Genomic DNA, 19394 nt, shown 5'->3' with positions numbered 1-19394 from the left:
TGAAGCAGATTCGACGAGTGGCCCAGGTCGGAAAATTCAACTATTTGGAAAACCAGGAAGTTACTTGCCATCCAAGGCGCAAAATTCACCAAGACGGAGGGCAAAAGGCTTTCGCTCATCGTGCCCGGACGTGTAGCGTTAGCCCGGTGTATCCGGCCCTGCCTTCCAGGGACAGTGGGCGATGGGCAGAGGGATGGGTCATGGCGCAAACGCTGTTCAAGCTTTTCTTCACGCAACGTCTGGCCGCCCTGGCCAGCACCGAGTCGCTGCGAGCGATCCGCGAAGGGTTACTGTGGATCCTGCCGTGCCTGCTGGTGTCAGCGGGTTTTCTGATCCTGTCCGAATGTGCTCGCGTACTGGGCTTGGATCCGCAGGTGGTGGCGTTCCTGGCCGGCCTGCACAACCAGATCAGCTCGGTGATCCCGCTGCTGGTCGCCGCCTCCATTGGCTACATGCTGGCGATCCAGCATCGACTGCCGCAACTGCCCGTGGCGTTCCTGTGCCTGGCCCATGTCGTGGTAGCGACGTTTATCCTGCGCGACTACCCCCGGGCTTCGGCCACCTTCGTACTGTTTATCGCCATTGCCTCGCCGCTGCTGAACGTGCCGGCCATTGCGCGGCTGCATCGTTACCGCTGGACCCGACTGGTCAACGAAGACCTGGTGGGTCACAACCTGCGCGGCGCCATCAATATGGTGGTGCCGGGCGCTATCACCGCCTTGGTGCTGGTGGTGTTGCTGTCGTTGTTGCTCCAGATCCCCTATGTGGCGCAGTTACAGGGGCCTCAGGTGCTCCACGCCTTGGAATCGCCCTACGGCAGCGGCCTGTTCGTGACCCTGATGAATTCGCTGCTGTGGTTCTTCGGCATTCACGGCGTGTACGCCATGCAACCGCTGTTCGACGTGCTGGACCAGGCCGTGGTGCTGAACAGCGCGGCATTGGCGGCGGGCGAGCCGATCAAGTATGTGTTGAACAACGGCCTGTTGGGCAGCTTTGCATTCATCGGCGGTTCAGGGGGGGCCTTGTGTCTGTTGCTGGCAATCCTGCTGTTCTCCAAGAGCCAGTCCATGCGCCTGTTGGCGGTCGCGAGTTTGCCGCTGTCACTGTTCAACGTCAGTGAGGTGCTGTTGTTCGGTTTGCCGATCATCCTCAACCCGCGCTTGTTCATACCGTTTCTGATCGTCCCCGCACTTAACGCCATGGTGGCGTTAACGGTGGTGCAGATGGGATGGGTGTCGCCGGCGGTGGTCAGCGTACCGTTTACCGCGCCAGTGTTGCTCAATGCCTACCTCAGTACCCACGGCGACCTGGTTGCGGTGGCGCTGCAAGTGGCGCTGTTGGGGCTTGGCACCCTGGTGTATGCACCCTATGTGCGTGCGATCCATCGCCAGGCCACCGAAGGTGGCACGGTGTATCTCAAGTCACTGGACATGACTTTCCGTGGCCTTGAAGAAAAGGGGCGCTTGCGCGAGGTGGACTCGGTGCTCGCGTCCCACAAGATCCTGGCGCGCCAAGCCAGTGAGTTGAGCCGTATCCAGCAGATCAGCGACTACGAGTTCTATCTCGAATTCCAGCCGCAGGTCTCGACGCGCACTGGCCTGTGCACCGGTTGTGAAGCGTTGATGCGTGCCCGTGATGCCGAGGGGAAGGTGCATTCGCCGTGGGAGTTCCTGCAATGGCTGGCCCAGGCGCAATTGATGCCGGATGTGGATGTGTGGGTCGCGTCCCAGGCGGTTCGCCAATACCAGAAGTGGCAGAAACTCGGCTTCAGCTTGCCGATGACCATCAATATTTCCAGTGCGACCCTGACCGACGCCGCTTACGGCGAACGCCTGGTGGAGATCCTGGCCCAGGCCCACGGGCAGGTCTCGGTGGAAATCACTGAAGACGCGCTGGTCAGTGATATCCAGTCCACCCGCCAGACCATCCAGAAACTGCAGGCCATCGGTGCCAAGGTCTACATCGACGACTTCGGCACCGGGTTTTCTGCCTTGAGTTACTTGCACCAGTTCCCGGTGGACTTCATCAAGATCGACCGCAGCTTCGTAGTGGCCCAGCACGACCCCAAGGGCGCCCAGGTCTTGACCGGCATGCTGCGTTTTTGTGAGGCGCTGAACCTGGGCGTGGTGGTGGAAGGGGTGGAAACTGCCGAGCAGTTGGCCTTCCTGAGTACCGGCGCCGATCTGATTATCCAGGGCTGGTACTTCAGCAAGGCGCTGCCGGGCGATCAGTTACAAGGCTTTGTGCGTGAGCGCGAGGCCATGGCCCAAGCCTAATAACCGCGCTGAGTCTGCTCGATTTCCTCGATCAATCCGTCGATACCGTCCAGGCGCGCACGGTTGTCATGGTCCCAGGGGTGAAAGCCGGGTTTGAAGTAGTGCAGCCACGGCACCAGCATTCGTGGGAAAACGCCCTTCGGCCCATACAGGAATTTCAACATGCGCCAGAAGCCCTTCAGGTGCCCGCCGGACTTGCGGTCGGCAATCAGCAGGCGCAGGTGGAAGTCGAACACCACCAGCCAGAAGAATACCGTCGTGGTGAGCATGGTTCCGGTGCGCAGCAAATAGCGCATGGGGCCGGGCTTGATCACGCGGTTCCACACGTCAAACGCCACGGCCTTGTGTTCGGTTTCCTCCAGGGCGTGCCAGTACCACATCTGCTGGTAGCCCTTGAGTGATTCACCGAAGCGGGACGGGTCGCTCAACAGGATTTCGGCCAGCATTGCCGTGTAATGTTCAAGGGCAATGGTGACCGCCAGGTTGAAGGACGCGGGCAGGTGTTTTTTCTGCAGGTCGAGGATGAACTTCAGCCGGCGGTCGAGGGTATGCGCGGGCAGCCCTGCGGCTTGCAACAGGTCGTTGTAGGCGACGTGCTCGCGGCTGTGCATGGCTTCCTGGCCGATGAACCCCTGGATCTCTTTTTTCAGCGCCGGGTCGTCGATGCGCTGGCGGTAGTGGCGCACGCTGTCCATGAAAAACAGCTCGCCCTGCGGAAACAGCAGCGACAGCGCATTGAAGAAATGCGTGATGAAGGGACCCTGTTCGTGCCAGTTCTTGATGCGTTCGGGTGGCAGGGCAAAACGGATGTCACGGCGGATCGGCAACATGGTGCGTGCTCCTGTTCAGAGACGGGGCTCGTCGTTGGTTTCAAACACCGGCGTGCGTGGCTTGGGGGCCATGCGCCTGCTGGCGAACACCACCAGCGCTTGGTAGGCCGCTGGCAGGCAGCGGGCGAGCAGGTCAAGAAAATACGCGTCGCGACCGATGAGCACGCGACGTTTGTTTTTGCGTACGCCGTGCAGGATCGCCTTGGCGGCCTGGTCAGCGTCGGTAATGAACAGCTTTTCGAAGTCGGCGCGCGCCTGCTGTTCGCTGTGGATCAGGAACCCAGTCATGTTCGCGTCGATACGGCTGCTGCGGCAGATATCGGTACGGATGCCGCCGGGGTGCACGCAGGTGGCGGAGACGCCGCAGCGTTGCATGTCCAGCTCCTGGCGCAGGGATTCGGTAAAGCCGCGCACGGCGAACTTGGTTGCGTTGTAGCCGCTCATGCCCGGTTGGGCGAACAGGCCGAACACGCTGGACGTGTTGATCACATGACCCTCGCCGCAGGCTTTCAGGTGCGGCAGGAAGGCCTTGGTGCCGTGGACCACGCCCCAGAAGTTGATGCCGACGATCCATTCCAGGTCGGCGTAGTCCACGCCCTCCACCGTGCTCGACAGGGCAACGCCGGCATTGTTGAACACCAGGTTGACCTGGCCATGCTCGGCCACGCAACGGGCGGCCCAATGTTCCATGGCCTGGCGATCAGACACATCCAGCACCTGGGTGGTGATCACCACCGGGGCGAGGGTCGAGGACTTGATCAGCGCCAAGGTCTGTTCCAATCCCTGGCTGTTTTTATCCGCGAGCGCCAGGTGACAACCTTCTCGTGCCAAGGCCAATGCCAGGGCGCGTCCCATCCCGGAAGCGGCGCCGGTAATTGCCGCTACACGGCCATTGAATGATTTCATGACAGGCTGCCTTCTGCGGTGGAGTGGGGCGCCGGCGCAGGGTGGCTGGGCGCGTTAGTCGGCAGCAGATCAGCGACATAATCCTTGAGCGCAAACTGCCGGGTGACGTGTTTGAAGCGCCAGGTCGAGCCCGGCCATAGGGTGGTGTTCTTGCCGGTGCGCGGGTCGAGGTACCAGCTTTGGCAGCCGCCGGTATTCCAGATGGTGCGTTTGAGCTTGGCTTGCAATTGCTGGTTGTAGGCGCTTTCCACGGCGGGTTTGACGTCTACCGTCGCGATGCTGTGCCGCTGCATTTGCTGGAGGGCATCGAGGATGTAGGTCACCTGGGCTTCGATCATCAGGATCATCGAGTTGTGCCCCAGGCCGGTGTTGGGCCCGACGATCAGGAACAGGTTGGGATAGCCGGGCACCGTGGTGCCCTTGTAGGCGTGGGCGCCGTCTTGCCAGGTGTCCATCAGGTCCACACCGCCGCGCCCGATGATGCAGTCACGGGGCAGGGGGTCTGTGGCCTGGAAGCCGGTGCCGAAGATCAGGCAGTCCGCCGGGTGCTTGATGCCATCGGCGGTGATGACGCCGTCGGCTTCGATGCGCAGCACGCGATCGGTGACCACCTCGACATTGCTGCGCGACAACGCGGGGTAGTAGTCATTGGAAATCAGAACGCGCTTGCAGCCGATGGTGTAGTCCGGGGTCAGGGTCTTGCGCAAAGACGGCCGAGCCACTTGTTTGTGCAAGTGACGCAGGGCGATTTTCTGCACCATTTTCATCAGCCGTGGGTGCAAGGCAAAGCCGACCACACGGCCTTCCAGCGCCCAATAGAAGGCGCTGCGCACCAGGCGTTGGGTGAAGGGCAGATGCTTGAACAGCCAGCGTTCGAACGGTGCAATCGCCCGGTCGGGTTTGGGCATGATCCACGGTGGGGTGCGCTGGAACAGGTCCAGGTGGGCTACGTGCGGCGCGATTTGGGGTACGAACTGAATGGCGCTGGCGCCGGTGCCGATCACCGCGACACGTTTACCCTTCAAGGAATACTCGTGGTCCCACTGTTGGGAGTGAAAGCGCTTGCCCCTGAAACTGTCGAGGCCCGGAATATCCGGGAGTGCCGGGCGCGACAGGCCGCCCATGCCCGACACCAGCACACGCGCGCTGACCTCCCGGCCATCGCTGAAGCTCAATTGCCAGCGTTGATGGTGCTCATCGAACACTGCGCGCTCAAGGCCCATGCCGAAACGCAGGAAGGGCGTTAACGCAAAGCGCGTGGCGCATTGCTCCAGGTAGGCGCGGATTTCCGGCTGCGGCGCGAATTGCCGCGTCCAGTCTGGGTTGGGCGCAAAGGAAAACGAATACACATGGGACTGCACATCGCAGGCGCAGCCCGGGTAGTGGTTGTCCCGCCAGGTGCCGCCGAGGGTGTCGGCCTGCTCGGCGATGAAGAAGTCGGTGAACCCGGCTTCCTTGAGCTTGATCGCCATGCACAGGCCGGCAAAGCCTGAGCCGATGATGGCGATGTCGATTGATTCACGCTTGGCATTCATAAGCAGTCCTTCGTGGGCATCGGGTGTGCTCCTTTTCTTGTTCTGTCTTTTAGATAAAACACCATTGCAAAGAAAAATTGAATTACTTATTTTAAAAAAGATTTTAAATAATCTACCTGAAAATATCGCCTACGCTAGTCCCAGGCTCCTTATGTGCGACTTGTCCGACGGACAGGCACGAAGTTCAGGTCCAGGGTGTGGACGATGGCTGAGGCCTTGATCAATTCCGGTCGGGTCGCCAGCTGCAGGGATGCAGAGGACCGAGCTATGGCTGTCGAGTGGGTTATCGCTGCGGCTGTTTTCATAGGCGCCAGCGCCGTTTTGTGGGGGTTCAGCGCGTGGATGACGCGGCGCATTGAAGCTGCCGTTCCGATCAACGGGCGTTTTCTGGAGGTCGACGGTGAGCGCTTTCATTATTGCGATGAAGGCAAGGGCCCACCGTTGGTGATGATTCATGGGCTGATGGGCAGCAGCCGCAACCTGACCTACGCGTTGTCCGGGCAATTGCGCGAGCACTTTCGTGTCATCACCCTCGACCGCCCAGGGTCGGGCTATTCCACCCGCCATAAAGGCACCGCCGCCGACCTGCCAGCGCAGGCACGCCAGGTGGCGGCCTTTATCAACACGCTGGGGCTGGATAAACCCCTGGTGCTGGGGCACTCCCTCGGTGGCGCAATTTCCCTGGCGCTGGCGCTCGACCATCCCCACTCCGTATCAGGGCTGGTGCTGGTGGCGCCACTGACCCATCCCCAACCCACGTTGCCGCTGGTGTTCTGGTCGCTGGCCGTGCGCCCGGCCTGGCTGCGGCGTTGGGTGTCCCACACCCTCACCGTGCCCATGGGCCTGTTGACGCGGCGCTCGGTGGTCAAGGGCGTGTTCGCCCCCGACACGGCCCCGGAAGATTTCGCCACCCGTGGGGGCGGGCTGCTGGGCATGCGTCCCGACAACTTCTACGCCGCGTCCAGCGAGATTGCCCAGGTCAACGACTACCTGCCGGATATGGTCAAGCGCTACCCGCAATTGACGCTGCCCATCAGCCTTATCTACGGCGCCCGCGACAAGGTCTTGGACTTTCGCACACACGGCCAGGCCCTGGCTGACAAGGTTCCGGGCCTCAAGATGCAGGTCGTGGAAGGGTGCGGGCATATGCTGCCGATCACCGCCACCGCGAGGGTGGTAGAGGCGGTGCAGCAGTTGGCCAAGCGCACGCGGCCATCGCAAGCCGCCGCGAGCCGGCAGCCGTCTTTAGCCGTGGTGAACAAATAACCGTGGCCCTCATCGCGGTTTGGACCGTCCGAAATGCTTGCCCTAGAGACCTGACCAAATGGCTGAAAAAGAGACTGCCTGGTCACGTTCAAAAGGGCTCGAAAAAGTAGTTGACGACCTATCGATTCCGCGCTATTTATTTAAAAAAATATTTCAATGTTTGTTTTGAAATGATTTTTGAAATGCCTAAGAGCGAATAAAAATGAAAAAAACGTCTTTTATCGCATGGTTGATTTCCTGGAGCATTCAGTGCTCCCTGAACCTGTTTTCTGCTTCCCTGCCACGGAGGTTGCCATGAACCAGACTCTGGCAGCCCCAAGCGTATGGACCGACGGCAAGCGCCACCTGTGGTGGTTGGGCATCATGCCGCTGGCCACCCCCTTGCTCTCTGGCGCCTTGGCCATCACTACCGGCATCCAGCAACTCTGGTGGGTCGGTGTACTGGTGATCTTCGGCTTGATCCCGCTGATCGACGGCTTGCTCGGTGAGGATGTGAGCAACCCACCCGAATCCGCCGTCAGCCACCTCGAATCCCAAAGCTACTATCGCTGGATCGTCTACACCGGCGTACTGTTTGTCATCTCGTCGGTGGTGATCACCGGTTGGCTCGCCGCCGGCGGTATCGACTGGATCATCCAGGGCGGCCTGTTGCAGGCGGCTGCGAACCTGGAGCCGTCCAGTTGGCTGTCTCATGCCGCCAGCTACATCACCGCCCGTACTCAACTGCACGGTGAGGCAAATTGGTTCACTTACCTGGGCATGGCGATGTCGACCGGCGCCGCCACTGGCATTGCGATCAACACGGCCCACGAGCTGGGGCACAAGCCCAATGCACTGGAAGTGTTCCTGGCCAAGGTCACCCTGGCTCCGACCTTTTACGGGCACTTCTACACCGAACACAACCGTGGGCATCACGTGCGGGTCGCCACGCCGGAAGATCCGGCCAGCTCGCGACTTGGGGAAAGTTTCTGGGCGTTCCTGCCTCGCTCGGTGTGGTTCAGCGCCCGCTCGGCGTGGAACCTTGAACGTGAACGCCTGCGCAAGATCGGCCTGCCGGCGTGGCACTGGCAGAACGGTGTGCTCAGCGCGTGGATGTACAGCGTGGTGTTGTGGGGCGCGATGATCGCCTGGCTGGGCGCGGCAGTGATTCCGTTCCTGATTATCCAGGGCATCTACGGCTTCTCGCTGCTGGAAGTTGTCAACTACGTCGAGCACTACGGCCTTAAGCGCCAGAAGTTACCCAATGGTCGTTATGAGCGGTGCTCGCCACGCCACTCCTGGAACAGTAATCGTATTGTCACCAATATCTTCCTGTTCCAATTGCAGCGCCACTCGGATCACCATGCCAACCCGACCCGCAGCTATCAGTCGCTGCGCCATTTCGATGAGTCGCCGCAACTGCCTTATGGTTACGCCAGCATGATTGTCTGGGCCTACGTGCCGTACTTGTGGCGCCGTCGCATGGACCATCGGGTGCTGAATCATTACGCCGGGGATATCACCCTGACCAACCTTCAGCCCTCACAACGGTTGAAGTACCTGGAGAAGTACAGCAACAGCGCCACACCGTTCTAAGTTCAAGTAACACGTAGTTTGCATATTCGGGGCCTGCGTGCCGCGCAGGCCTTTATCGCCCGAATTTTTCCAGAACCGTTGCCAGAAAGTTGTTTGACCCGAACAAAAATAATTAAAGGGAAGGACGTACACCATGCAAGCACCTGCCAAGTTCACCACCCATATCGTATTGGCCGCGCTGGGCCTGATCGCCTATCACCAGGCCCAGGCCGCGCGCATCGAGCCGGCCGGTAGCGCCTTTACGGCCCAGGGCCCCATCAGCTTTTCCAAAGGTGCGCTGATCAGCGCCGACTGCACCATCAAGGTCGCCGGCAAGGTCGCGGCGGATGGCTCCTCGGTAAACGTCGACAAAGTCGAATTCGACGGCGGCCTCAAGTGCAGCCGGGTCGAAGCCATCAACTTGCCGTGGGTGTTAGTGGCGAAAGACACCAAGAGTGGCTCCATGTCGAAGATCAGCGTGGACGTGCATGCCTTTGGTCTGGGCGGAAAGTGCGGGCCTTCGACTGCCGAGGGTACGTGGGATAACGCCACCGGCAAGTTGGAAGCCGCCAATGTGCCCATTGGCGAAGACTGCACGATCAAGACGGTGTCGATCAAGATGCCGCCGAACTTCAAAGTTGTGGAATAACCGTCGGATGTTGGTGCGGTAATTGAATTGAAATTTGGCTGGAAAGGGAAGTTCTGCAGATTCACCGTGACCTCTCGATCATGGCCATTACCCCTGGCGAATGACTCGCCATAACATGTGAGGAAAAACAATGAAAAGCTTGAAAACCCTCGTTTGTGCAACTTCGTTCGCGCTGTGCTTCGGTGCCGTTTCGATGGCCAATGCGGCAACTATCGCACCCGCGGGTGCGGCATTCTCCACGACAGGTTCGATCACTGTTACATCGCCGGCTTCCCTGAATCTTCCGGTCACCTGCAACATCGTCTTTACCGGCACCGTTGCCGCCAACGGCTCCGGCGCGTCCATCACCGGCGCCACAGTCAGTGGTTCCAACTCGCTCTGCGCAGTGCCTGTCCTGCAGGGGCTGCCATGGTCCCTCGCGGTCACCGGTGGTGGTCCGACTGCCTTCACCGGCACGGTTTCGGGCGTGAAATTCAAGATCTTGTCGGACTGCAGCGCTTCACCCGTGACCATCAATGTTGGCTTCAACAACAGCACCAATACCCTCAGCGTGCCCAGCGCCCAGACAGTGGGCTCTTGCAAGATCACGGCTCTGACCGCAGTGCCAAACCCTGCCTTTACCGTTTCTCCATAAGCGTAGCGCGCTTGACGTGATGATCACACGTTGAAAGACGCCAGTGCCTCGCAAGAGGCACTGGTTGCGTGAGTCCAGGTCGGTGAAACCGATCGTGGAAGATAAAAACAATAAAGGAGTGGAGCATGAATAATAAGAAGCAGCAGGCACGCACTTTGTTGAGCCTCGCCGTTCTCGGCGGTCTCATCACTGCGGCAGGGCACGCACACGCTGGCGGGTTTGCTACACCGACTTTCGGTGCTCCAGGATGGGGGCGCGCCTTCGGTGGGGGATCGCTGTTTCAGAACGACCCTTCCGCAGCTTATAACAACCCGGCGGCCATGGCTTTTATCGATCGCAACGTTTCCCAGTTCACTGTCGATTACGCGCGGATCGATATCAAGTACAAAGGCACAGCCAAGGACTATGCCGGTAACCCGCCTGCCGCTGTCGACCCCACGGACCTGAGTTCCACTCCGCGTACGGGGGATGGCGGACAGGGTGGTTTTACCGCTTGGTTGCCAACCGGTTTCATGGTGATGCCGATCAATGACCGTTTTGCCTTCGGACTTAGCCAAGTAGTGCCATTGGGTGCGCGTACCACGTGGGATCAGGATTGGATTGGTCGTGACTTCGCCGTCGATACGCGTATTGAAACCGTCGGTGTGACCGGTTCGTTGTCCTTCAAGGTCAATGATCAGTTCTCGGTGGGTGCCGGCGCAATTGTCCAGCACACCAAGGGCTTTGTAAGCCAGAACCTAGACCTGTATGCGGCAGCGGCGTTGTCACCCACCATCGGTATTCCGTTCCCCTCTGGCGTGGGTAACTCGTTGATGCGTGTCAAGGTTGACAACACCTCCGTGGGCTGGTTTGCCGGCGTCGTCTGGAAACCCACTGAATTCGACACCTTGGGCCTGAACTACCACGCGAAAATCAAGAATAAGCTCGAAGGCAAGTACAGCATTTATGCGGACGAAGCGAATAAGTCACTGATCGACGGCGGCCTGCCAGCGCTGGCTTATCCGGGACTTACCCTCAACTCCAACGGCGCCAATGCGTCTACACAATTGGACGTTCCGGCCAATGCCTCCGTCGACTGGGTACACCAGTTCAACGATCGCCTCACCTTGGGCGCCAGTGTGACCTGGACCCAATGGTCGTCGTTCAAGTCGCTGACGTTGAAGTCCGACGGTGTGCAAATTGTGTCGATTCCCTATAACTACAAGGATGCCTGGATGGTGTCGCTGGGCGGCGATTACAAATTCACCGACGACTTTACCTTCCGCGCAGGTGTTGCCACCGACCAGACGCCTACGCGCAACTCCACACGCGACCCGCGTATTCCTGACGGGGATCGGATTTTTGCATCCCTGGGGTTTGGCTATAACATCCGCGCCATTCCAGGCTTGAGTATTGATGGCGCCTACTCGCGGCAGTTCGTCGAGAAAGCCAAGCTGCGCACGCAAAACCAGGATCGTCTTGGCGGAGCAAGCTTGGATGGCAAGGCAGACGCGAAGGGTGAGGTTGTCAGTCTTTCTGCGACGTATGCGTTCTGATCCAACCTCACAACCTGTTTGGCGCAACGTCAGTACCGTTTGGCGAAGGGTCGCGGTAGCGACCCTTATCGATTAGTCACCTCACGGCTGAACCAGGCTGACCTGAGCAGCCATTTTTTTTATCCACGCATTAAATAAAAATTTCAAAATAAAATTTGAATGTGGTTTTAGAATTTTATAGTGTGGCTTTGCGCTACAGGTCATCAGACCTGCCGAGCGTAGGCCGTACCCTGAACCGAGTAGAGGTATCCCCATGGTTATCTGGTTATTGGTGGGTTTCGCAGCTGCGATTGCCCTGGCGTATCGACAAGCCGCTGCTACCCACTGGCTGGGCGCTGGCCTGGTCTGGTTGGCAGCGGGTTACCTGTTCAACGTGGTGGCCGGGTTGGGCCTCACCCTCGCGGCGGTACTGGTGGTGTTGCCCGCGCTGCTGATGACGATCAAACCCCTGCGCCGCACCTTGCTCACCAGCAGGGCCCTGGGCCTGTTTCGTACGATCATGCCGGCCATGTCCGACACCGAGCGTGCTGCCATCGAGTCCGGCACCGTGTGGTGGGATGCCGAGTTGTTCAGCGGCAAACCCGACTGGCAGCGCCTGTTGCAAGCCGCTCCCGCCAGCCTGAGCGCTGAGGAGCAAGCCTTCCTCGACAACGAAGTGGAAACCCTCTGCGACATCGCCAACGACTGGGAAACCACCCAGGTCTGGCAGGACATGTCTCCCGAAGGCTGGCAGTACACCAAGGATGCCGGCTTCCTCGGCATGATCATTCCCAAGCAGTACGGCGGCAAAGGCTTCTCCCACTATGCGCACTCGCAGGTGGTGATGAAGTTGTCGACGCGCTGCTCGGCGGCGGCGATTTCGGTGATGGTGCCCAACTCCCTCGGCCCGGCCGAATTGCTGCTGCACTACGGCACCGATGCCCAGCGTAACTACTACCTGCCGCGTCTGGCGCGGGGTGAAGACATTCCATGCTTTGCCCTGACCAGCCCGTATGCCGGCTCGGATGCCGGGGCGATTCCCGACCTGGGCATCGTCTGCAAAGGACAGCATGAAGGCGAGGAGGTCCTGGGCTTCCGTGTGACCTGGGACAAGCGCTACATCACCCTCGGCCCGATCGCCACGGTGCTTGGCCTGGCGTTTCGCGCCGAAGACCCGGATGGCTTGCTCGGTACTCCCGGCTCGCTGGGCATTACCTGCGCGCTGATCCCGACCTCCCATCCTGGCGTCAACAGCGGTCGCCGGCATTGGCCACTCAATGCCGTGTTCCAGAACGGTCCTACCACCGGCAAGGATGTATTCATCCCGTTGGAATGGGTGATCGGTGGCCGCGAGCAAGTCGGCAACGGCTGGCGCATGTTGATGGAGTGCCTGGCTGCGGGCCGGGCCATTTCCCTGCCGTCAGCCAACGTTGGCCTGGGTAAGGTCGCGGTGCGCGGTACCACCGCCTATGCGGCGATGCGCAAGCAGTTCGGCCTGCCCATTGGCAAGTTCGAGGGCGTGCAGGCGCCACTGGCGCGCATGGCCGGGCACCTGTATGCCTGCGATGCGGTGCGCAAGGTCTCGGTGGCGTCCCTGGATGCGGGGGAGAAACCTTCGGTGATCTCGGCCATCGCCAAGTACCACGTCACCGAGCGCGCGCGGATCATCGTCAATGACGGCATGGACATCGTCGCCGGCAAGGGGATCTGCATGGGCCCGAACAACTTCCTGGCCCGCGCCTACCAGCAAAGCCCCATCGCGATTACGGTGGAAGGCGCGAACATCATGACGCGCTGCCTGATCATCTTTGGCCAGGGCCTGATCCGCTGCCATCCCTACGTGTTCCGCGAAATGGAAGCGGCGCGCAACCCGGACCGACGTCAAGCGCTGGAAGCGTTCGACAGCGCAATGTTCGGCCACGTGAGTTTTGTGCTCGCCAATACCGTGCGTGCAGCGGTGCATTCCCTTACAGGAGGGCGGTTGATTTCTGCCCCGGCCAAGACTGAACCGGCACTGGCGTCCTACTACCGCCAGGCCAATCGCCTGTCGGTGGTGCTCGCGTTGGTTTCGGACATTTCCATGGGCGTGCTGGGCGGTGCCCTCAAGCGCAAGGAAAGTATCACCGGACGTCTGGGGGATATCCTGTCGCAGCTGTATATCTTGTCCTGCGTGCTCAAGCGCTTTGAAGATGACGGCCGGCCCCAGGCCGACCTGCCGCTGGTGCACTGGTCGGCCCAGGATGCGTTGTTGCGCGCCCATGAAGCGCTGGCCGAAGTACTCGCTAACTACCCGTCGAAAGCGGCCGCGACCTTTCTGAAGGCGTTGACGTTCCCCTTCGGTATCCCGCTGCGCAAACCGTCGGACCGCCTGCTGGCCCAAGTGGCCGACGTGGTCCAGACACCGGGCGAAACCCGCGACCGCTTGCTGGCCAATTCCTATATCCCACGCCCGGAAATCGACAAGCTGGCCTACGGCGAACTGGGTTTCCGCCTGTTGCCGCAGGTAGAGCTGATCGACGCGCGACTCAAACCCACCGTGAAGCAAGGCCTGATCGAACCGATGCCCCTTTCCGCCACGGCCTTCACGGGCTGGCGCGTCAAGGCGCGGGCGCTGGACCTCATCAGCGACGACGAAGACACCTTGCTGGGGCGCTATGTGGAATACGCCGATCACGGCATCCAGGTGGACGACTTCCCGCAGGACTTCGGGTTGCTGGAGGCATTGCAGCAGCGCAAGCAAGCGCTGGAGCCGACGGCGAAACGCCGCAGCAGCCACAGCGAAAACGCTTCGGTCAATTAGGGCAAGCACGGTCGATGTGGGAACTGGCCTGCCTGCGAAGGTATCACCCCGGTATGACTGACATACCGGGTGGTTTGCATCGCAGGCCAGCCAGCTCCCACAGGGGATCGGGTTTACACGGTCAGAATGTGTTGTGAGTGAATGTCTCTATGAGTGACAGCTACCTTTCGTTCGTTAATTCCCCTTGGGGGCGCCGCCTGGCCCAGGCCGTCGGCTTGCCGCTGCCTTTGCCACTGCAACGCCACCGCAGCGGCCAGCAAGGCCTGGTCAACCCGGTGATCGTTGCCGGGGCAGGGCGCCTGGCCGTCGAGGTGCAGCGCGTGTTCGCGGCTACCGACACCGTCGCCGCCACTGCCGCCACGCTCAAGGCGCCGTCCACGGTCAAGGCGCAGGGCGCGGTATTTGACGCCACCGCCGTGACCGACCTGCAGCAATTGGATGAGCTGTATGTGTTCTTCCATGCCAATGCCAAACGCATTGGCCAACACGGTCGCGTGGTGGTGCTCGGCACTGCGCCGGAACATTGCCAGGACCTGCCCCAGGCCATCGCCCAACGCGCCCTCGAAGGCCTGGTGCGATCGCTGGCCAAGGAGCTGCGCCGGGCGATCACCGTGCAGTTGGTGTACGTCGCGCCAGGCGCTGAAGACGCGCTGGACAGTAGCCTGCGCTTCTTCCTGTCGCGCCGTTCGGCCTATGTATCCGGACAAGTGATACGCCTGGAAAAACCGGTGGACGGCCACGTCACCGTCAACTGGGACAAGCCGTTCGCCGGCCGTCGCGCACTGGTCACCGGCGCCTCCCGTGGCATTGGCTTGGCGATAGCCCAGGTACTGGCACGGGACGGTGCCCATGTGGTGTGCGTGGATGTGCCCCAGGCCCAAGCGTCGCTGCAACAGGCGGCAGACAGTGTTGGCGGTTCTGCGCTGCCGTTGGACATCACCGCAGCGGACGCGGCCTCGCTGTTGCAGGCCCATGTCAGCCAATACGGCGCCTTCGATGTGCTGGTGCACAACGCTGGGATCACCCGTGACAAAACCATCGCGAAGATGACCGAGGACGCCTGGCGCAGTGTGCTGGCGGTCAACCTGGAGGCGCCATTGCAACTCAGCCATGCGCTGTTGGACAGCCAAGGGCTGAACCCCGGCGGGCGCATCGTCTGTGTGTCGTCGATTTCCGGCATTGCCGGCAACCTCGGGCAAAGCAACTACGCCACGTCCAAGGCCGGTGTGATCGGCCTGGTGCAGGGCCTGGCGCCGCGTGCGGCTGCACAGCACGTCACGGTGAATGCGGTGGCGCCCGGGTTTATCGAAACCCAGATGACCGCGAAGATCCCGCTGATGATTCGTGAGGCGGGGCGGCGGATGAACTCGATGTCTCAGGGCGGGCAGCCCGTCGATGTGGCCGAGACCATTGCTTGGCTGGCGCACCCGGCGTCGGGCGGGATCAACGGCCAGGTTGTCCGCGTGTGCGGCCAAAGCCTGCTGGGAGCCTGAGCCATGGACTACGTGACACAGATTATCGACCCGCCACCATCGCGCACGCGCTTGCTGCTGGAGGGCGTGCGAGCCCTGCGCAAACCCACGCTCGACGGTGCGCCTGTGCTGCCCAGGGAACGCCTGGTGCGCTCGGCGGTGGAGTTGTCTGTCGACGGCATTGCCGCGTACGGCCGCGCCTGTGGTTTTCGTCGCGAGCAGGGCGTGCCGTTGTCCTACCCGCATGTGCTGGCGTTCCCGCTGCACCTGATGCTGTTGACCCGCCCCAGTTTCCCGTACCCGGCGAGCGGCATGGTGCACCTGGCCAATCGCATTCGTCAGCACCAGCGTCTGCGCGAAGGCCAGGCGTTGCGGCTTGAGGTGTATTGCGAGCGTTGGGTCGCCCATCCCAAGGGCCAGGCGCTGAGCATCGCCACGCGCGCCTACAGTGCCGGCGAGCGGGTGTGGGAGAGCGACAGCCTGTACCTGCGCCGGAATGTCAAAGACCCGGTCGGCGAACCGTGGGACGACGTATTGCCGTTGCAGGAGGAGGGCGTGTTGCGCACTCAGCGCTGGGTGTTGCCCGCAGACCTGGGCAGGCGGTTTGCCAAGGTGTCGGGGGATTTCAACCCGATCCACACCTCGGTGATCGGCGCGAAGCTCTTCGGCTTCCGCCGCGCCATCGCCCACGGCATGTGGACCCTGGGCCGCGCCCTCGCCGCGCAACAACCGCCCGGAGGGCTGGACCAGGCCGAGGCCCATTGTGACTTCAAGCTGCCGATCTTCCTGCCTGGCCAGGTTGCGCTGTGGAGTCACCCTGTGACCGGCCCCCGCCGTGAGTTCGAGGTGCGCAACTTCGCTGGCGACAAGCCCCATATGCGCGGCCTATTCATCTGGAAAGAGAGCGTGGAATGAGTGACTACAGCTTCAGCCCGGCCCCGGTTCGCCGCGTGGCGATCATCGGCGGTAACCGCATCCCGTTCGCTCGCTCCAACACCGTGTACGCCCACGACAGCAACCAGGATCTGCTGGTGGCCGCCCTGCAGGGCCTGGTCGACCGCTACAACCTGCACGGCCAACGCCTGGGTGAGTTCGCCGCCGGGGCGGTGATCAAGCATTCGCGGGACTTCAACCTGGCGCGTGAGTCGGTGTTGTCTACCACCCTGTCCCCGGACACGCCGGCCTACGATGTGCAGCAAGCGTGTGGTACTGGCCTGGAAGCGGCCTTGCTGGTCGCGAACAAGATCGCCCTGGGTCAGATCGAGGTGGGTATTGCCGGCGGTTCCGACACCACCTCCGACGCGCCGATCGGCATCAACGAATCCCTGCGCCACACCTTGCTCGCGGCCAATCGCGCCAAAGGCATGGGCGCCAAGTTGCAGGCGCTGCTCAAGGTGCGACCGTCGATGTTTTTCAAACCCTTGCTGCCGCGCAATGGTGAGCCGCGCACCGGCTTGTCCATGGGCGAACACTGCGAAGAAATGGCCAAGCGCTGGCAGATCAAGCGCCTGGCCCAGGATGAGCTGACCCTCACCAGCCATCAACGCCTGGACGCGGCCTACAAACGCGGGTTCTTCGATGACCTGATCAGCCCCCATCGCGGCCTGGCCCGCGACAATAACCTGCGCGCTGACGCAAGCCTGGAGAAACTCGCCGGCCTGCCCCCAGCCTACGACCGGCAAAACGGTACGCTCACGGCGGGCAATTCCACGCCGCTGACCGATGGCGCGTCGGTGGTACTGCTGGCCAGCGAGGAATGGGCCGCCGAACATGGCTGGCCGGTGCTGGCGTACCTGCGCACCGGCGAAACAGCGGCGGTGAATTTCGTCGACGGCACCGAAGGCTTGCTGATGGCCCCGGCCTATGCGGTGCCGCGCATGCTCAAGCGCGAAGGACTGAGCTTCGATGACTTTGATTTCTTCGAGATCCACGAAGCCTTTGCCGCCCAGGCGCTGTGCACGCTCAAGGCCTGGGAAGACGCCGATTATTGCCGCGAGCGTCTAGGCTTGGACGCACCATTGGGGGCCATCGACCGCGCGAAGATGAATGTCAACGGCGGCTCGCTCGGCTGTGGCCATCCCTTCGCCGCCACCGGTGGCCGGCAACTGGCGGCGCTGGCCAAGATCATCCATGAAAACGGCGGCGGCCGCGGCCTTATTTCTATCTGCGCGGCCGGCGGGCTGGGCATTACCGCCATCGTCGAAAAGTAGCTCTATCAAAAACAACAACAAGGAGACTGCCATGAACGCTGTAAGCCTGGAACACACCGAACGGATCTGGTTGAACGCTTACCTGCCTGGCGTCCCGGCGGATATCGAGGCGGGCATCGAGGACTACCCGTCGCTGCGCGAGGTGTTCCTGGAGCACCTGGAAAAGTTTCGCGAACGGGTGGCCTACGTCAGCATCGGCACCGAAATGACCTATGCCGACTGGCAGGTGCAAGGCTATGCCTTTGCCGCCTGGCTGCAGGGCCAAGGCGTCAAGAAAGGTGACCGTGTCGCGTTGATGATGCCCAATTGCTTGCAGTACCCGATCTGCCTGCTGGGCACGATCCTGGCCGGCGCGGTGGTGGTCAACGTCAACCCGCTGTACACCTCCCATGAACTCAAGCACCTGCTCAAGGACAGCGGCGCGGAAACTGTGGTGATCTTTGAGAACTTCGCGCATACCCTGGAGAAAGTCATCACCGGCAGCAGCGTCAAGCGCGTGGTGATCGCCGCCATCGGTGACTTGCTCGGCACCTTCAAGGGCACGGCGATGAACTTCATCCTGCGCCGCGTGCAAAAGCAGGTGCCGGCGTTCAACCTGCGTGGTTCGGTGCGTTTCAACCAGGTGCTGAAACAGGGGCGGGCGCTCAACCATTTTCCGGTGGAGATGCACCGCGACGACCTGGCCTTTTTGCAATACACCGGTGGCACCACCGGGGATGCCAAGGGCGTGATGCTCAGCCACCGCAATATCATCGCCAACCTGTTGCAGGCCAAGGCCTGGGTCGGTGATCAGCTGGATCAGGACAAGCAGGAAACCAACGTCACCTTGCTGCCGCTGTACCACATCTTCTCCCTGACGGTGAATTGCCTGATGTTCATGTGCCTGGGCGGGCGCAACATCCTGATCGCCAACCCGAGGGACGTGAAGCGCGTGCAGATGATCCTGCGCAAGGAACGTTTCAATGGCATCGCGGGAGTGAACACCTTGTTCAACGGATTGCTGGAGAACGAGGCGTTCTGCGCGCGAGACTTTTCCGACCTGCGCATGGTGATCGCGGGCGGCATGGCCACCCACACGGCGGTGGCCAAACGCTGGAAGGAAGTCACCGGGCTGCCGATCATCGAAGGCTACGGCCTGACCGAGTGTTCGCCGGTGGTGAGCATCAGCCCGATCAACATTGCGCGCATGCGCGAGATGGAATTCACCGGCAGCATCGGCGTGCCGTTGCCGTCGACCTGGGTACGTTTTGTGCGCGAGGACGGTGAGTTGGCCGACATTGGCGAGCAGGGCGAACTGCAAGTGCGTGGGCCGCAGGTGATGCAGGGCTACTGGAAGCGCCCCGAGGCCACTGCCGAAGTGCTCGACGCAGAAGGGTGGCTGTCGACCGGTGACATCGGGGTGATGGACGAGCGCGGTTATATCCGCCTGGTGGACCGCAAGAAGGACATGATCCTGGTCTCTGGCTTCAACGTGTACCCCAATGAAATCGAAGATGTGGTGGCGCTGCACCCTGGAGTAGGGGAAGTGGCGGCCATTGGCGTGGAGGATGGCGTGACGGGCGAGAAGGTCAAGATCATCGTCGTGCGCAAGGACCCCAACCTGACCCAGGAGCAGCTCCTGGCTCATTGCCGGGAGTACCTGACGGGGTACAAAATGCCGAAGTATGTGGAGTTCCGTACCATCGAGTTGCCCAAGACCACCGTGGGCAAAGTCCTTCGTCGGGCGCTGCGCTGAGTTGAGGGTCTAG

Annotated in this window: 14 protein-coding genes; 11 read left to right on the top strand and 3 right to left on the bottom strand. The window is 61.3% G+C overall.

The genetic code is table 11. From position 1 onward, the window contains the following. Positions 1-200 precede the first annotated feature (200 nt). Positions 201-2276, top strand: a complete 2076-nt coding sequence (locus ATH90_RS15300) for a PTS sugar transporter subunit IIC/EAL domain-containing protein (RefSeq protein ID WP_098466663.1) — start codon at positions 201-203, stop codon at positions 2274-2276. On the opposite strand, the gene ATH90_RS15295 is transcribed toward ATH90_RS15300, so the two are convergent. From ATH90_RS15295 to ATH90_RS15285, 3 genes are read right to left on the bottom strand one after another with little or no spacing between them, the layout of a single operon-like run. Further along, a complete protein-coding gene (locus ATH90_RS15295; protein ID WP_069077500.1) occupies positions 2273-3106 on the bottom strand; it encodes a metal-dependent hydrolase in 834 nt (277 codons plus the stop codon). The two genes, ATH90_RS15300 and ATH90_RS15295, sit on opposite strands and share 4 nt — an antisense overlap. 15 nt (positions 3107-3121) lie before the next feature. Next, positions 3122-4012 (bottom strand): SDR family NAD(P)-dependent oxidoreductase, encoded by an 891-nt coding sequence (locus ATH90_RS15290; RefSeq protein ID WP_034106174.1) that lies wholly within the window; start codon positions 4010-4012, stop codon positions 3122-3124. Beyond that, positions 4009-5547 carry a flavin-containing monooxygenase gene (locus ATH90_RS15285; RefSeq protein WP_034106172.1) on the bottom strand — a complete coding sequence of 513 codons (1539 nt, stop codon included), beginning with the start codon at positions 5545-5547 and terminating at the stop codon, positions 4009-4011. The genes ATH90_RS15290 and ATH90_RS15285 overlap by 4 nt, the downstream gene beginning before the upstream one ends. A gap of 204 nt (positions 5548-5751) precedes the next feature. On the opposite strand from ATH90_RS15285, the gene ATH90_RS15280 reads away from it, so the two are divergent. The 10 genes from ATH90_RS15280 to ATH90_RS15230 all read left to right on the top strand — a co-directional run bounded on the left by ATH90_RS15280 (position 5752) and on the right by ATH90_RS15230 (position 19381). After that, positions 5752-6813 (top strand): alpha/beta fold hydrolase, encoded by a 1062-nt coding sequence (locus tag ATH90_RS15280; protein ID WP_098466662.1) that lies wholly within the window; start codon positions 5752-5754, stop codon positions 6811-6813. A 294-nt stretch (positions 6814-7107) separates the two neighbouring features. Beyond that, positions 7108-8388, top strand: a complete 1281-nt coding sequence (locus ATH90_RS15275; RefSeq protein ID WP_098466661.1) for an alkane 1-monooxygenase — start codon at positions 7108-7110, stop codon at positions 8386-8388. 133 nt (positions 8389-8521) lie between these two features. Next, positions 8522-9016, top strand: a complete 495-nt coding sequence (praA, locus tag ATH90_RS15270) for an alkane oxidation protein activator PraA (RefSeq protein ID WP_034106166.1) — start codon at positions 8522-8524, stop codon at positions 9014-9016. A gap of 130 nt (positions 9017-9146) precedes the next feature. Then, the gene (praB, locus tag ATH90_RS15260; protein ID WP_164403510.1) at positions 9147-9650 is read left to right on the top strand and encodes an alkane oxidation protein activator PraB; all 504 of its coding nucleotides are present in this window, start codon (positions 9147-9149) and stop codon (positions 9648-9650) included. Positions 9651-9775: 125 nt separating this feature from the next. Beyond that, positions 9776-11185 (top strand): outer membrane protein transport protein, encoded by a 1410-nt coding sequence (locus tag ATH90_RS15255; RefSeq protein WP_034106164.1) that lies wholly within the window; start codon positions 9776-9778, stop codon positions 11183-11185. A 253-nt stretch (positions 11186-11438) separates the two neighbouring features. Beyond that, entirely contained in the window at positions 11439-13964 is a 2526-nt protein-coding gene (locus ATH90_RS15250; RefSeq protein ID WP_098466660.1) for an acyl-CoA dehydrogenase, read from the top strand. Positions 13965-14113: 149 nt separating this feature from the next. Continuing rightward, positions 14114-15457, top strand: coding sequence for a 3-oxoacyl-ACP reductase (locus ATH90_RS15245; RefSeq protein WP_098466659.1), 1344 nt, complete (start codon positions 14114-14116; stop codon positions 15455-15457). Positions 15458-15460: 3 nt separating this feature from the next. After that, the gene (locus ATH90_RS15240; protein WP_034106158.1) at positions 15461-16351 is read left to right on the top strand and encodes a MaoC/PaaZ C-terminal domain-containing protein; all 891 of its coding nucleotides are present in this window, start codon (positions 15461-15463) and stop codon (positions 16349-16351) included. Next, the gene (locus ATH90_RS15235; protein ID WP_098466658.1) at positions 16348-17646 is read left to right on the top strand and encodes an acetyl-CoA C-acetyltransferase; all 1299 of its coding nucleotides are present in this window, start codon (positions 16348-16350) and stop codon (positions 17644-17646) included. The genes ATH90_RS15240 and ATH90_RS15235 overlap by 4 nt, the downstream gene beginning before the upstream one ends. A 31-nt stretch (positions 17647-17677) precedes the next feature. Continuing rightward, positions 17678-19381, top strand: coding sequence for an AMP-binding protein (locus tag ATH90_RS15230; RefSeq protein ID WP_098466657.1), 1704 nt, complete (start codon positions 17678-17680; stop codon positions 19379-19381). Positions 19382-19394 lie beyond the last annotated feature (13 nt).

It is taken from the genome of Pseudomonas lurida, assembly GCF_002563895.1.
Taxonomy (GTDB): Bacteria; Pseudomonadota; Gammaproteobacteria; order Pseudomonadales; family Pseudomonadaceae; genus Aquipseudomonas; species Aquipseudomonas lurida.
This window is presented reverse-complemented; position numbering and strand designations above follow the sequence as displayed.